The organism is Micromonospora alfalfae (genome assembly GCF_022230925.1).
Lineage (GTDB): Bacteria > Actinomycetota > Actinomycetes > Mycobacteriales > Micromonosporaceae > Micromonospora > Micromonospora alfalfae.
Map to the genome: position 1 here is coordinate 173,666 of NZ_JAKKFH010000026.1, position 13,871 is coordinate 187,536.

The 13,871-nt window shown below is 70.8% G+C and carries 16 protein-coding genes; 9 read left to right on the forward strand and 7 right to left on the reverse strand.

The features are described 5' to 3' along the window. Positions 1-51: 51 nt before the first annotated feature. Positions 52-1,308 carry an erythromycin esterase family protein gene (locus tag MED01_RS22655; RefSeq protein WP_238670563.1) on the reverse strand — a complete coding sequence of 419 codons (1,257 nt, stop codon included), beginning with the start codon at positions 1,306-1,308 and terminating at the stop codon, positions 52-54. A 127-nt stretch (positions 1,309-1,435) separates the two neighbouring features. Here MED01_RS22655 and MED01_RS22660 point away from each other — a divergent pair, with 127 nt between their 5' ends. Continuing rightward, positions 1,436-1,627: a DUF2795 domain-containing protein gene (locus MED01_RS22660; RefSeq protein WP_238670564.1), complete on the forward strand. Its 192-nt coding sequence runs from the start codon at positions 1,436-1,438 to the stop codon at positions 1,625-1,627. A gap of 117 nt (positions 1,628-1,744) precedes the next feature. On the opposite strand, the gene MED01_RS22665 is transcribed toward MED01_RS22660, so the two are convergent. Next, positions 1,745-2,647, reverse strand: a complete 903-nt coding sequence (locus tag MED01_RS22665) for a Gfo/Idh/MocA family protein (RefSeq protein WP_238670565.1) — start codon at positions 2,645-2,647, stop codon at positions 1,745-1,747. A gap of 260 nt (positions 2,648-2,907) precedes the next feature. Between MED01_RS22665 and MED01_RS22670 the strand changes: the two genes are divergently transcribed. From MED01_RS22670 to MED01_RS22680, 3 genes are all read left to right on the forward strand, one after another. Further along, the gene (locus tag MED01_RS22670) at positions 2,908-3,270 is read left to right on the forward strand and encodes a cupin domain-containing protein (RefSeq protein WP_238670566.1); all 363 of its coding nucleotides are present in this window, start codon (positions 2,908-2,910) and stop codon (positions 3,268-3,270) included. Between the two features lie 127 nt (positions 3,271-3,397). Further along, the gene (locus tag MED01_RS22675) at positions 3,398-3,790 is read left to right on the forward strand and encodes a hypothetical protein (RefSeq protein ID WP_238670567.1); all 393 of its coding nucleotides are present in this window, start codon (positions 3,398-3,400) and stop codon (positions 3,788-3,790) included. Continuing rightward, positions 3,783-4,199, forward strand: a complete 417-nt coding sequence (locus tag MED01_RS22680; RefSeq protein ID WP_238670568.1) for a hypothetical protein — start codon at positions 3,783-3,785, stop codon at positions 4,197-4,199. Before MED01_RS22675 ends, MED01_RS22680 begins: the two co-directional genes overlap by 8 nt. A gap of 103 nt (positions 4,200-4,302) precedes the next feature. Here the strand turns inward: MED01_RS22680 and fabG are convergent, their stop codons facing one another. Then, positions 4,303-5,061 (reverse strand): 3-oxoacyl-ACP reductase FabG, encoded by a 759-nt coding sequence (gene fabG / locus MED01_RS22685; protein WP_238670569.1) that lies wholly within the window; start codon positions 5,059-5,061, stop codon positions 4,303-4,305. Positions 5,062-5,104: 43 nt separating this feature from the next. Next, entirely contained in the window at positions 5,105-6,757 is a 1,653-nt protein-coding gene (locus MED01_RS22690) for an alpha-amylase family protein (protein ID WP_238670589.1), read from the reverse strand. A gap of 80 nt (positions 6,758-6,837) precedes the next feature. Here MED01_RS22690 and MED01_RS22695 point away from each other — a divergent pair, with 80 nt between their 5' ends. Continuing rightward, entirely contained in the window at positions 6,838-7,452 is a 615-nt protein-coding gene (locus MED01_RS22695; RefSeq protein WP_238670570.1) for a DUF1349 domain-containing protein, read from the forward strand. Positions 7,453-7,521: 69 nt separating this feature from the next. Next, positions 7,522-8,193 (forward strand): DedA family protein, encoded by a 672-nt coding sequence (locus MED01_RS22700; protein ID WP_238670571.1) that lies wholly within the window; start codon positions 7,522-7,524, stop codon positions 8,191-8,193. Between the two features lie 51 nt (positions 8,194-8,244). On the opposite strand, the gene MED01_RS22705 is transcribed toward MED01_RS22700, so the two are convergent. The 3 genes from MED01_RS22705 to MED01_RS22715 form a co-directional block, all read right to left on the reverse strand. Then, positions 8,245-9,630, reverse strand: coding sequence for a chitinase (locus MED01_RS22705; RefSeq protein WP_238670572.1), 1,386 nt, complete (start codon positions 9,628-9,630; stop codon positions 8,245-8,247). A 63-nt stretch (positions 9,631-9,693) separates the two neighbouring features. Further along, positions 9,694-10,449 carry a YidC/Oxa1 family membrane protein insertase gene (locus MED01_RS22710; protein WP_238670573.1) on the reverse strand — a complete coding sequence of 252 codons (756 nt, stop codon included), beginning with the start codon at positions 10,447-10,449 and terminating at the stop codon, positions 9,694-9,696. Between the two features lie 102 nt (positions 10,450-10,551). Beyond that, positions 10,552-10,845: a DUF6412 domain-containing protein gene (locus tag MED01_RS22715; protein WP_238670574.1), complete on the reverse strand. Its 294-nt coding sequence runs from the start codon at positions 10,843-10,845 to the stop codon at positions 10,552-10,554. Positions 10,846-11,000: 155 nt separating this feature from the next. Between MED01_RS22715 and MED01_RS22720 the strand changes: the two genes are divergently transcribed. The 3 genes from MED01_RS22720 to MED01_RS22730 form a co-directional block, all read left to right on the forward strand. Continuing rightward, positions 11,001-12,143, forward strand: coding sequence for a carboxylate-amine ligase (locus MED01_RS22720; RefSeq protein ID WP_372493701.1), 1,143 nt, complete (start codon positions 11,001-11,003; stop codon positions 12,141-12,143). A gap of 23 nt (positions 12,144-12,166) precedes the next feature. Further along, entirely contained in the window at positions 12,167-13,546 is a 1,380-nt protein-coding gene (locus MED01_RS22725; RefSeq protein WP_238670576.1) for an FAD-dependent oxidoreductase, read from the forward strand. A gap of 72 nt (positions 13,547-13,618) precedes the next feature. Next, a partial coding sequence (locus MED01_RS22730) for a LacI family DNA-binding transcriptional regulator (protein WP_238670590.1) occupies positions 13,619-13,871 on the forward strand: 253 nt, incomplete at its 3' end.

Here is a 13,871-nt window from a genome sequence, read left to right on the forward strand (position 1 = left end):
AGGCCTTCGTCCAGCACCACAACTCCATGATCGACGCCATCAGGCACTGCGTCAGACGCCGGCCGGGTAGGTCTCCATCTCGCCGGGGGCCGCTGGCACCGGCAGTGGGTGCAGGGCCGTGGTGTCGTCGCACCAGATGAAGGCGTCATAGCGGTCGCCGAGCCGGGTGGGCACGTAGTTGCCCCAGGACTCGAACGACGGGTCGTAGACGACCCCGATCGCCCGGTGGTCCACTGTCTCGGTGACCCAGCCCGGCTGGTCGTCACCGCCGAAGATCAGCACCGCCCGCTCCGGCATCAGCTCGTGCAACCGCCGCTCGATCGAGCCCTCGCGAGCCGGGGGCACCACCATCGCCTCGGGCGGCGAACCCCAGCGGGGTGCGGCGATCACGGTGCCCCGGTAGCTGCCGAAGCCGACCAGGGCCACCGCGTCCTCGCCGTGCCGCTCCCGGGCCAACTGACCAATGTTGACCATCCCGTCGGCGGCCATGTCGGTGGCCCGCGCATCCCCGACGTGCGTGTTGTGCGCCCAGACGATGCCCCGGGCGTCGGGGCCGTAGCGGTCCAACAGCCGGTCCAGGGTGTCCTGCATGTGGGTGTCGCGGATGTTCCACGAGTCCGGCCCGCCGGCCACCATCGCCCGGTAGTAGCGCTCGGCGCCGGCCACCACCTCCGCGTTCTGCCAGGCCGAGAAGCGGTCCGGGCCATCGGAGAGGGCGTGTTCGCGGGTCCGGGCGAGCAACCGGACGACCTCCTCCTCGCACCGGGCGGAGACGAAGCGGCTGGCCGCGCCGTACTCCTCGACCCTCTTGCCGTACGGCTCGAAACACCGGTACGCGTCCTGCGCCGCCTCCAGCGACTTCGGATCCTCCTCCCCCAGGTAGTCGAAGATCGCCTGCATCGACTCCCAGAGGCTGTACACGTCGAGGCCGTGGAACCCGGCCCGCTGCTCCTCCGGCCGCTCCACGTTCCAGGCCCGCAACCAACTGGCGAACCGGGCCACCTCGGCATTGGCCCACATCCAGGTCGGCCATCGCTCAAACTGGTGGAGGGCGAGCTGCGGTTCGAGCGCGCCGCCGGGCGAGGCGGTCACCGAACGGTGCACCCGGTCGCAGTCGGGCCAGTCACCCTCCACCGCGACGAAGGAGAAACCGCACTCCGCGATCAACCGGCGGGTGAGCTGCTCGCGCAACCGGTAGTAGTCGTAACTGCCGTGGGTGGACTCACCGATCATCACCACCCTGGCGTTCCGAACGCGCTCCAGCAACGGGTCGAAATCGCTCGGCGCGCCGAGCCGCTGAACCAGCATGCCAGCGGCTACCCGGCCGCCGCTGCGGCAAACCGTGCGCGCAACGCGGGCCGACACGCCGGCCGCCGGGCCGTCGTGGGCCCAACCAAGCCGGTGTACGACCACCGCGAGCGGGTAGCCGGCCGGCATGACCGTCACCGGGGTTCAGTTGCAGGAGTACCTGGCCGGGCTCGACTACCCGGTCTCCCGGGAGGACCTGATCCGCTGGGGTCAGGAGAACGGGGCCAGCACAGCGATGTTGCAGATGCTGCAGGCACTGCCACCCGACCAGTTCAATTCCCCCGACGAACTAAACGCCGCCCTCTCCACCCCCACCTAACCCCCCACCCGGCCCCGGCCCCGGTCCAACCCCGTTGATCATGAAGTTATTGCCATCCGCCACGGCGTGTCGCGCCGCTAACTTCATGATCAACGGGAACGGCGGGTGGGGTTGGGGTTAGGGGACGGGGATGGTGCGGGATTCGGTGCGGGCGGTTTCGGCGGCGGCGAGGATGCTGACGACCTCGCGGCCGAAGCGGACGTCGCAGCGGTGGTCCCGGGTGCCGGCCCGCACCTGCTCGACGAGCTGGTCGATGGCGACGCCGAACGCGGTGGCGGCGTCGTTCTCGCCGAACGGGACGTTTTCGATGCCGTTCTCGCCGTAGAACACGAACTCCCGGGCCATCGACTCGGTCGGGGCGTCCAGGGACAGCGAGGCGCTGCTCGTGGCACCGCCCTCGTGGGTGAGCAGCAGATGCACCATCCCGCTCGGTCCGTCCATCGCCGCCACCTGAGTCACCCGGCCCAGCACCGGCAGGAGGATCGAGAGCGCGTGCGGGGCGATGTCCCAGAGCGCACCGTGCTCCCGACGCCACAACGAGCCGCCGTACGGGCTGCCGTCCTGGAAGATCGAGGCGAACGCCGTGGTCCGGCCGTGCTGCCAGCCCCCGGCGGCGGCGGTGGCGGCGAGGAACGCCGTCACGTTCGGCTGGAACCGCTGGGTGAAGAAGACGACCGAGGCGACCCCGGACTCGTCGGCGGCGGCCACGACGCGGTCGGCGTCGGCCACGCTGAGCGCCAGCGGCTTGTCCAGCAACAGGTGCCGGCCGGCGCGGGCGGCCCGGACCGCGATGTCGGCCTGGATGTCCGGCGGCAGGGCGACGGCGATCGCCTCGCACTGCTCGATCAGCGCGTCGACGTCGGCGTAGGCGGGCACCCCGTACCGCTCGGCCAGCGCGGAGGCCCGCTCCGGGTTGCGGCCCCACACCCCTACCAGTTCCGCGTCGGGATGTGCGTGCAGCGCCTTCCCGTGCGTCTCGATCGCCCAGTGACCGGTGCCGAACAAGCCGAACCGCAGCACGTGTACCTCCGCTGTTTCCCCGCACCGCGACAACGCCACGGACGTGATCCACGCTAGTCGCCCGGGCGGCCATGACGGCGGCGGGTTCGACCAATCGAAGCAGCTCACCTTCATTTCCGGGTCGGTGGTCGAGCTGACCGCCCGGCCGTCGGCGCATCGGTCCGCCCGTGGTCTGCCGGCCCCGCCCGCGCGCCGCTGTCGGCAACGTCAGGTCCGATCTCCGCCAGACCCGGCAGCCGCGGCGAGGCAGTCTCGACGGCATGCAGAGCACCAATCCAGCGATCACCAGCGGTGTCGTGACGTTTGAACACTGGTACGACTTCACCCAGGGCGGCCCCGTGCACCGCGCGCTGCTGCCGTTTCCGTCGACGGCGCCCGCCCCGTTCGAGGTCGCTCGCTGGTCGGTGGCCCCGAACACCTCCAACGACCTCGACGTCCACCGGTCCCGCGAGGTGTGGATCATCGTGTCCGGGGCCGGCACCGTGACGTTCGCCAACCAGACGAGGGTCTTGCGGGCCGGAGACGTCGCGGCGTTCGACAGCGGAGTGCCGCACCAGATCACGAACGACGGCCCGGACCCGCTCCTGGCCGTCTCCGTCTACTGGCTGCAAGCAGGCGACTGACGCTCGGTGGGCACCGGGAACTGCGGGCACCTCGACCTGCGCGTCACACGTGGAGAGGCAGCGCGGCCCTTTACTACGACGGTTAGTAGGCTGGGCCGGTGACCGAGGCAACGACCGGGTGGTGCCGGTGACCAGCGTGGGCGCCGATTCGCCGGTGGACGGGATCGTCGCGACAGTGCCGATCGTGCTGTCACTGCTCGTCGCGGCATGGGCGCTGGTGGCGGCGGTACGCCACCGACCGCCGGACCGGATGCAGTTCGTCGGCCTGGCCGTACTCGAAGTGGCGTTGTTGGTGTTGACCGTGCTGGCGCTCGTCGCGGTCGGCGGCGGGGATCGGCCCGGCGAGCCTGGCGCCTTCTTCGGCTATCTGGTCACGCTGGTGTGCCTGCCGCCACTGGCCTGGGTGCTGGCCCGGATGGAACCGACCCGCTGGGGCTCGGCGATCGTGTGCGCGGTCTGCCTGGTGACCCCGGTGGTGGTGGTCCGCCTGCAGCAGACCTGGGAGGTGCTCGGTGGTTGAGACAGGACCGGCTCGGCAGCGAACGAACTCCGGCCCGGGTCGGCTGTTGATCGCTGTCTACCTGCTCTTCGCCATCGCGGCGACGAGTCGGGCGGGTTTGCAGATCGCCACCAAGTTCGACGAGGCGCCGGTGGCGTACCTGCTCTCCGGGGTGGCCGCGCTCATCTACATCGTGGCGGCGGTGGGGTTGGCCCGCGCCGGGCACACCGGCCGTCGGGTCGCGCTGGCGTGCTGCTCGGTGGAACTGGTCGGGGTGGTCGCGGTCGGCATTCTGAGCCTGGTCGACAAGGACCTCTTCCCGGACGAGACGGTCTGGTCGCAGTTCGGTAGCGGGTACGGCTACATCCCACTGGTGCTGCCGGTGCTCGGCCTGATCTGGCTCTGGCGCACCCGTCGCGCACCCGCCTGACCTGCCGCACCCGCTGACCCGCCGCGCACCCGCCGATCGGGCGTGGACCCGGCGACGAGGGCGCCGGCTCATCTGCCGGAGCGCCCTCGTCGGGAATACGGGGTCAGTCCCGGGGGCCACCCGCGACGTAGATGACCTGACCGGAGACGAAGCCTGCGCCCTCGCTCGCCAGGAACGAGATGGTGTGCGCGACGTCCTCCGGCCGCCCCGGGCGGCGGACCGGGATCTCGGCGGCGGCGTGCTTCTGGAAGTCGTCGAAGTCGACCTTCATCCGGGCGGCGGTGGCCGCTGTCATGTCGGTGACGATGAAGCCGGGTGCGACAGCGTTCACTGTCACCCCGAACGGACCCAGCTCGATGGCCAGCGTCTTGGTGAAGCCCTGCAGACCGGCCTTGGCGGCGGCGTAGTTCGCCTGGCCCCGGTTGCCCAGCGCGGAGGTGCTGGAGAGGTTGACGATCCGCCCCCACTTCCGGTCCACCATGTGCTTCTGGGCGGCCTGGCTGAACAGGAACGCGCCGCGCAGGTGCACCCCCATCACCGTGTCCCAGTCGGCGTTGGTCATCTTGAACAGCAGGTTGTCGCGGAGCACACCGGCGTTGTTGACCAGCACTGTGGGCGCGCCCAGCTCGCCGGCGATCCGGGTCACCGCCGCCTCGACCTGGTCCCGGTCGGACACGTCCGCGCCCACCCCGAGCGCCCGGCCACCGGCGCCGGCGATGGCGTCCACCGTCTCCTTGGTGGCCGTCTCCTCGATGTCGACCACGGCGACTGCCATTCCGTCGGCGGCCAGCCGTCGGGCGGTGGCCGCGCCGATGCCGCGTGCGGCTCCGGTGACGATGGCGACGCGGGACTCCTCCGACATGATTACCTCCCGGTAACTTGGGGTCGATCGGAGGAGCTTAACCTCAACAGGCCGACCCTCGGCATAGGCGAATCCACCGGTATCCGTAGCCGGAGACCTTCACCGCGCCGAGCTTTCCCAACTCTCCGTAGCCACGGTCGGCGAGCACGTCGATCGGGAGGTCGGCCTCCGATTCGAGGCTGCTGAGGTCCACCTCGACGTCGTCGGTGCCCAGGTTGTGCACGAAGACCATCGTCCCGGTCGGCCCGTCCGCCCGGTGCGTCAGCACGCCCGGCGGCACCGGCACGTCGATGTGGCTGGTCGAGCCGGAGCCGATTTCCGGCGCCTCCCGCAGCGTACGGATCATGCGCTCGAACCAGGCGAGCAGCGATTTCGGGTCGCCCCGCTGGGCGGTGACGTTCACGTTCTGGTAGCCGAACTCACCCTTGTCGATGACCGGGCGGACCAGCTTCTCCGGGTCCGCGGTGGAGAAGCCGGCGTTCGGCTGGTACGACCACTGCATCGGGGTACGGATCGCGTCCCGACCGCGCAGCGACAGGTCCTCACCCATCCCGATCTCCTCGCCGTAGCGCAGCACCGGCGTGCCGCGCATCGAGAACTGGAGGGCGTACGCCAGCTCGATGCGCCGCCGGTCGTTGCCGAGCATCGGGGCGAGCCGGCGACGGATACCCCGGTCGTAGATGCGCATGTTCTCGTCCGGACCGAACTCCGCGTACACCTGGTTGCGCTGCTCGGTCGTCAGCCGGGACAGGTCGATCTCGTCGTGGTTGCGCAGGAAGGTGGCCCACTGCCCACCGACCGGCAGCTTCGGGGTGTCGTGCAACGCGTCGATCAACTGCTCCGGGTCCTGCCGGGCCAGGGAGAGCATGAGTCGCCCGTTGAGCATGAAGTCGAAGAGCATGTGGATCCGGTTGCCGGAACCGCTGGCGTCGCCGAAGAACGTCGGTAGCTGGTCCGGCTCGACGTTCGCCTCGGCCAGCAGGACTGCATCGCCGCGGCGCCACTGGACGTGCTGGCGCATCTCGGTGAGGAACTCGAAGTCCTTCGGGGAGTTCGGGTTGCCCGGCTCGGTCAGCTCGATGATGAACGGCACCGCGTCCATCCGGAAACCGGAGACACCGAGCTGGAGCCAGAACGACATGATCTTCTTGATCTCGGCCCGGACCTGCGGATTGGCGAAGTTGAGGTCCGGCTGGAACTTGTAGAACCGGTGGTAGAACCACGCCTTTGCGGTGCGGTCGTAGCTCCACGTCTCGTCCTGCTCGCCGGGGAAGACCATGCCCTGGTGCCTGTCGTCCGGCTCGGTGTCGGACCAGACGAACCAGTCCCGGTACGGCGAGTCCGGCGACGAGCGGGCGGATTGGAACCACGGGTGCTCGTCGGAGGTGTGGTTGACCACCAGGTCGATGATCACCCGGATGCCCCGGTTCTGCGCCTGGTGCAGCAGCTCGGCGAAGTCGCCCAGGGTGCCGAAGCGCGGGTCCACGTTGTAGAAGTCGGTGGCGTCGTAGCCGTCGTCACGGTTGGGCGACGGGTGGATCGGGTGCAGCCACAGGCAGGTCACCCCGAGCCGGGCCAGGTAGTCCAGCCTCCCGATCAGCCCACGGATGTCACCGACACCGTCGCCGTCAGAGTCGGCGTACGTGTCGATGTCGAGGCAGTAGACGACGGCTTCGGAATACCAACGGTCACCCATGCCGAAGGAACATCTCCGTTCGATCACCGCGGCAAACCAACCCGGCGGGCCACACCTCGTGGTGGGCTACCGTGCCGGTCATGGAGATCGACCTCGTACCGCCGAGCGAACTGTTGGACTGGTCCCGGGGCAGTTGGCTGCACTTGCCGGTACGCGTCGAGGAGGGCCCGGCCGGCGAGTTGGTCGTCGAGCCGGCGGCGAACAGCGACTTCTGGCGGCGGACCAGCTACGGCTTCGTCCACGACAACGGCCCGGCCCTGCTGGCGCCGCTGCCGGTGGGCACCGCCATGGAGGTGAGCTTCCGGCTCGACTTCTCGACACAGTTCGACCAGGCCGGTGTCTTCGTCCGCGTGGACGAACGGACCTGGACCAAGGCCGGTGTCGAGGTGAGCGACGGTGAGGCGCAGCTCGGCGCGGTGGTGACCCGGGAGTTCTCCGACTGGTCGGTGGGGCCGGTGCCGGACTGGGCGGGCCGGGAGGTGACCGTCCGGGTCAGCCGGGCCGGTGACGCGCTGACGGTCCGCGCGCGGGTCGACGACGAGCCGTGGCGGCTGGTCCGGCTCGCCCCGCTGGATCCGACGGCCGAGGCTGTCGCCGGCCCGTTCTGCTGCGCGCCGTCCCGCGCCGGTCTGACAGTGGTGTTCACCGGTTGGCGGCAGGGGCCGGCGGACACCGCCCTGCACCCGGAGCACTGAGCGCAGGTGTAGTTCGCGCCCCGGTGGGTATGACCCTCCGATCCCCGACCGCCGACCGGAAGGACGACCATGGCGTACGCCCAGGCTGGCGACCCGTCCGAGTTCACCGGGTTGACCGGCTGGGTGGCCTCGGTGATCGAGGTGATGGGCCCGGTCGGAGTGGCGTTGCTGGTGGCGCTGGAGAGCATCGTCCCGCCGATCCCCAGTGAGATCGTGCTGGCGCTCGCCGGTTTCCTGGCGCACGAGGGCGAGTTCAACGTCTTCCTCGTGGTGCTGGCCGCCACGGTCGGTTCGCTGGTCGGCGCGTTGGTGCTGTACTGGCTGGGCGCGGCGCTCGGCGAGGAACGGCTCAAGCGCTGGTTGGACCACATCCCGCTGGTGGACAGCGACGACCTGGAGAAGGCCGACAAGTGGTTCGAGCGGCACGGTCGGTGGGCGGTGCTGATCGGCCGGGTGGTACCGGTGGTCCGCAGCCTGGTCTCCGTGCCGGCCGGGGCCAACCGGATGCCGTTGGGTGAGTTCATCCTGCTCACCACGATCGGCAGCGGGGTGTGGAACGGCCTCATCGTGGGGGCCGGTTACGCGCTCGGGAGCCGTTGGCAGGATGTCGAGCGCTACAGCGACTGGTTCAACTATGCGATCGTCGCGGTCTTCGTCGTGATGGTGGCCAGTTGGGTGATCCGCAAGGTTCGCAAGCGTCGGGATCGCGACGACCGGCGGTCGGTGACCGCCGGTCGCTGATCCACGTCACCGCCTACCGCCGGCGTCCTGACCGGACGCCGGCGAGCGCGGTCAGGGCAGGGTGTCCAGGTGCGGGCCCACAGTGTTGGCGAAGCCGTTGCCGTTGCTGACGTCCCAGTTCACCGACCAGGTCATCGCGCCCCGGATGCCGGGGTAGGTGCGCGGTGGGCGGAAGCTGCCGCAGTTGGTGCCCCGGGCGAGGCAGTCCAGGGCGGCGTTGACCACGCTGGGCGCCACGATGCCGCCGCCGGCCGCCCCCGCTCCGGCGGGCAGGCCCAGGCCGACCTGGTCGGGGCGGAGCCCGGCCTCCAACTGGATGCAGGCCAACGCGACGATGAAGTTCACGGTGCCCTGGCCGTACGCGGCGTTCTGGTCGCAGCCGAGCATCGCGCCGGAGTTGTAGTACTGGGTGTTGACGACGGTGAGGATGTCCTTGATGTCGAGCGCCAGCTTGAAGTAGCCGCCGGCCGGGTTCTGCATGTCGATGGTCTGCGGCGCCATCGCGATGATCAGCCCCGGCCCGATCTTGGCCCGTAGCGCGCGCAGCGCCTGCGCCATGTACGTCGGGTTGAGCCCGTTCTCCAGGTCGATGTCGATCCCGTCGAAGCCGTACCGGGCGATCAACGCGGCGGCCGTGTCAGCGAACGCGGCGGCCGAGGCGGCGTTGTTCACGCTAACCCGGCCGGTTTCACCACCGACGGAGAGGATCACCCGCTTGCCCCGGCTGTGCAGGGTGCGGACGTCGGCGGTGAAGTCCGCGTCGGTGTAGCCGCCGAGCGAAGCGGCCAGCCCGCTGTCGACGCCGAAGGTGAGCGCGCCGGGCGTCGCGGTGGCCTCGGCGAAGGCGACAGCCACCAGGTCGTACTCGGCGGGGACGTCGCGTAGCCGCAGCTCGACGGCCGGGTTGTCGAAGTTGTGCCAGTACCCGGTGAGCAGGTGTTTCGGCAGCCCACCGGTGGGCGGGTCGGTCGGCGGCGGGGTGGTCGGCGGGGGCGTCGTCGGTGGCGGCGTGGTGGGTGGCGGCGTGGTGGGTGGGGTGCCGCCGCCGCAGGACGCGCCGTTGAGCTGGCAGCCGCTCGGTGAGCCGGGGCCGCTGGCCAGGAAGCCGAAGGAGACCGACGCGCCCGGGGCGATGGTGCCGTTCCAGGACCGGTTGGTGAAGGTGTGCCGCTGGCCGGATGAGCTGAGCAACGCGTCCCAGTAGCTGCCGAGGGTGGTGCCGGACGGCAGGTCGAAGGCGAGGCTCCAGCCGTTGATGGTCGAGCTGCCGCCGTTGGTGACTGTGTACTTTCCCTCCCAACCCGAGCCCCACTCGGCGGTCTTGACGAAGCTGGCGGTGGCGCCTGCGGCGTACGCGGGCAGCGCCACCCAGGCCGCGCCGAGTGTCGCAGCGAGGGCGGCGACGAGGGACAGGACAAGGGATCTGGAGCGTTTCATGCGACCCTCCGGGCCCGGACGGGCATTTATGGACGTCAACGTTGCTGCCAATTATTAAGACAGTTAACTGTTTCTGTCCAGGGGGTGCGACGGGACCGCCTGCGGACGGCGGAGCACCGCCTGCTCAACTGCCGACCACACGCTCGTGGTCACCAGGTAGATCACCGCGGCGAGCGGCAGCACCAGCGCCACCAGCACTGTCGTGAACGGCAGCAGGGGCAACAGCCGGCCGAGCGTGGCCGCCCCCGGTCCCTCGGTCGGCGTACCCGCCACCGTGCCCACCGCCGCCGACGCCCGCCGAGCCCGCCGCGACGACCACCAGGCCACCGCCAGCAACACCACAAGCAGCACGCCGAACAGCGGTCCGGCCGCACCGGCCAGCCCGTCGCTGAGATGGTGACCCAGTGGCACGCCGGCCAACCGCTCGTCCAGCAACCCGGTGCCGCCCTCACTGGTGCTGAACAACCGGTACAACACCAGCAGGAACGGCGCCTGGATGAGCAGCGGCAGGCAGCCGGCGATCGGGTTCGCGCCGGCTGCCCGGTACAACGTGAACACCTCGCGCTGAAGCGTCGCCGGGTCGTCCGCGTACCGCTGCTGGAGCTCACGCACCTGTGGGGCGAGCGCCGCGCGGCGCCGCTCACCGCGGACCTGCGCGACGGTCAGCGGCGAGATCAGCAGGCGGACGGCGATGGTGAAGAGCACGATGGCGGCGGCGGTCGCCCCGCCGCCGGCCAGTGGTTCGAGCAGCTCGGTGAGCCAGGACAGCGCGCTGCCGGCAGCGGCGACAGCGTCGTGCAGTGGTGCGAAGGCAAGCATGGGAAACCCCTCGGTCCGATTCCGGTGAGGCCCTCCCCCGGGCGGTATCCGCTCAGCAAGGGGGGCCGGTGACGGCGGGATCGGCCGCGCGGCGGCGAGGCGCTACGCGGCCGAGGGGTGCCCCGGAGCACGGGGACGAGGACGACCGGCCGCATCCGGGTCGATCTGGCGAGGCATTCGGCGACTTCGGGAACGGGCCCGCAGGCCGGCCCACCGCGGCCCGGCACCGGGCGCGCCCGCCCGGTCGTGCACCCGGGCCGCCAGCACCACCGCGAGCAGCACCAGGGCGGTCAGCGCGGCGCCCGCCAGCAGGTCGGCCGGTCGACCCGCGAGCAGCGTGAGCTGGGCGAACGCGGACATCCACGCGACCCCGACATAGCCCAGCAGCACCGGCACGGGCCCAGCATAGGACCCGCTGTCACGTCACCCGGCCGAATCCGGCGGCCCGCCCCGAGTACGAGCGCCGCCGCCACGTTTCCCGGCATCGCCACGTTGGGTAACCAACGATGGACCAACGCGGACGGACCGCGAACGGTAGGAACGGACGGGTGATGTCGATGACCGGTCAGGTGGCAGAGGCGCCCAGCGACATGGCTGCGGCGACCGGGTTGCTCACCGTGGGTGTCGAGGAGGAGTTCCTGCTCGTCGACCCGCACACCGGGGCCGCGGTTCCGGCCGTGGACCTGGTCATGGAGCAGGTGCCGGCCGAACTTCGCGGGCAGGTGGAGCGGGAGTTCCAGACCAGTCAGATCGAGATCGGCAGCCCGCCCGGCCTGGAGCTCTCCTCGATCCGGCACTCCCTCGGCGTCCTGCGTCGGGCGCTCTCCGACGCCGCCGAGCGGGCCGGCGTACGCCTGCTCGCCATCGGCACCGGCCCGGTGGACGGCCCGGTACCGCCGGTGGTGGACAAGCCCCGCTTCGACCGGATGATCGAGCGATTCCGGCTGCTCGTCCCCGGCCCTGGCAACAACGGCATGCACGTACACGTCGGGGTGCCCGACCCGGACACCGGCGTGCAGGTGCTCAACCACGTACGGCCGTGGCTGCCGATGCTGCACGCGGTGACCACCAACTCGCCGTTCTCCCGGGGCGAGGACACCGGCTACGCCAGTTGGCGCTCGGTGGAATGGGAGCGCTGGCCGTCGGTGGCGCCGACGCCGTTCCTGGAGTCGCACGAGCACTACCAGCGGCTGATCCGCCAGTTGATCTCCAGCGGCGTGATGCTCGACGAGGGGATGCTCTACTGGTACGCACGCCTGTCGGCGAAGTACCCGACGGTGGAGCTGCGGATCGGCGACGTCTGCCCGTCGGTGGACGACGCGGTGCTGGTCGCCGCGCTGGTCCGGGCACTCGTGGCCACCGCCATGGCGGATGTCGAGGCCGGCCGGCCGGCGTTGCAGACCGACCACCACCTGCTGGTCGGCGCGCACTGGCGGGCCGCCCATGACGGGTTGGAAGGCGAGGCCGTCGACGTCACAACCGGTGAGCTGCGCCCGACCTGGGAGCTGTTGGACCGGTTCGTCGAACGGATGCGGCCGGCGCTGGAGCAGCACGGCGACTGGGCCGAGGTGACCGACCTGCTGGGTGGGTTGCGCCGGCAGGGCAGCGGCGCGGCTCGGCAGCGCGCGGTGTTCGAGCGCACCGGCCGACTCACCGACGTGGTGCAGGACGTCGCACGGCAGACCCGCGGCTGATCACGGCGTGACAGGATGAGCCCGTGGCCCAACGGCTGATCGTCATCGGCGGGGACGCCGCCGGAATGTCGGCGGCGTCCCAGGCCCGACGCCGCCGTAACAGTGGCGACCTGGAGATCGTGGTCTTCGAACGGGGCAACTTCACCTCCTACTCGGCGTGCGGCATCCCGTACTGGATCAGCGGCCTGGTGCCCGGCCCCGAGGCGTTGATCGCCAGGACCCCGGAGACGTTCCGCACCGAGTACGCGATGGACGTCCGGATGCGCCACGAGGTCACCGCCATCGACCTGGAACGCCGCGAGGTGGTGGCGCGGGACCTGAAAGGCGGCGGCGAGGTCCGCGAGCGCTTCGACGACCTGATGTACGCCACCGGCGCGGTGCCGGTGAAACCGTCGTGGGCGATCACCGACGCGGGCGGCGTGTTCGGCATGCAGACTCTCGACGACGGTGCGGCGTTACGCGACTGGCTGGACGCCGACCCGCAGCCGCGCCGGGCCGTGGTGGTCGGCGGCGGGTACATCGGCGTCGAGATCGCCGAAGCCCTCATCCAACGCGGCCTCGCGGTGACCCTGGTGGAGGCCGGCGAGCAGCCCATGTCGACTGTCGACGCCGACATGGGCGAGCTGGTCGCCGAGGCGATGCGCGGCCTCGGCATCACGATCCGCGGCAGCCTGCCGGTGACCGGCATCGAGGAGCGGGACGGCCGGGTGTCCGCCGTGGTCACCGCAGAAGGGCCGATCCCGACCGACGTCGTGGTCATGGGCCTGGGCGTACGCCCCAACGCCGCGCTCGCGGAAGCGGCCGGGCTGCCCCTCGGGCCGACCGGCGCGATCCGGGTGGACCGTCGGATGCGGGTGCCCGGGCACCTCGGAGTCTGGGCGGCCGGTGACTGCGTCGAGACCCTGCACCGGATCAGCGGGTTGCCGGTGCACGTGCCGCTCGGCACGCACGCCAACAAACAGGGCCGGGTCGCCGGGATCAACATCGGTGGCGGGTACGCCACCTTCACCGGCGTGATCGGCACGGCGGTGACGAAGGTCTGCGACCTGGAGGTGGGTCGGACGGGTCTGCGCGAGCGCGACGCCACGGCCGCCGGCTTCGAGTTCGTCTCGGTGATCGCCGAGTCGACCAACCGGGCTGGCTACTACCCGGGCGCCCGGCCGATGACTGTCAAACTGATCGCCGAGCGCCCCAGCGGCCGGTTGCTCGGCGCGCAGATCGTCGGATGGTCCGAGGCGGCCAAACGGATCGACTCGCTGGCCGTGGCGCTGTGGAACGGCATGACGGTGGACGATATGACACAGCTGGACCTGGGCTACGCTCCGCCGTACGCGCCGGTCTGGGATCCGGTGCTCATCGCCGCCCGAAAAGCGGTCGACGCGCTCGCCGCCCTCGACCGTTGACAGGCGCCCGCCGTGGAGGACCACCCCGTGACCCAGACCCCGACCCGGCCGACAGTGCGTCGGCGTCCCACGATGGTCGACGTGGCCCGGCGGGCCGACGTCAGCCTGAAGACGGTCTCCCGGGTCGTCAACGACGAGCCGGTGGGGCAGGAGTTGGTCGGCCGGGTGCTGGCCGCGATCGCCGAGCTGGGCTTCCGGCGCAACGACATCGCTCGTAACCTGCGCTCCCGGCAGCTCAACGCCACCGTCGGGCTGCTGATCGAGGAGATCGCCAACCCGTTCTACGCGACGATCGCCAGCGTCGCCGCCGAGATCGCCGCCGCCC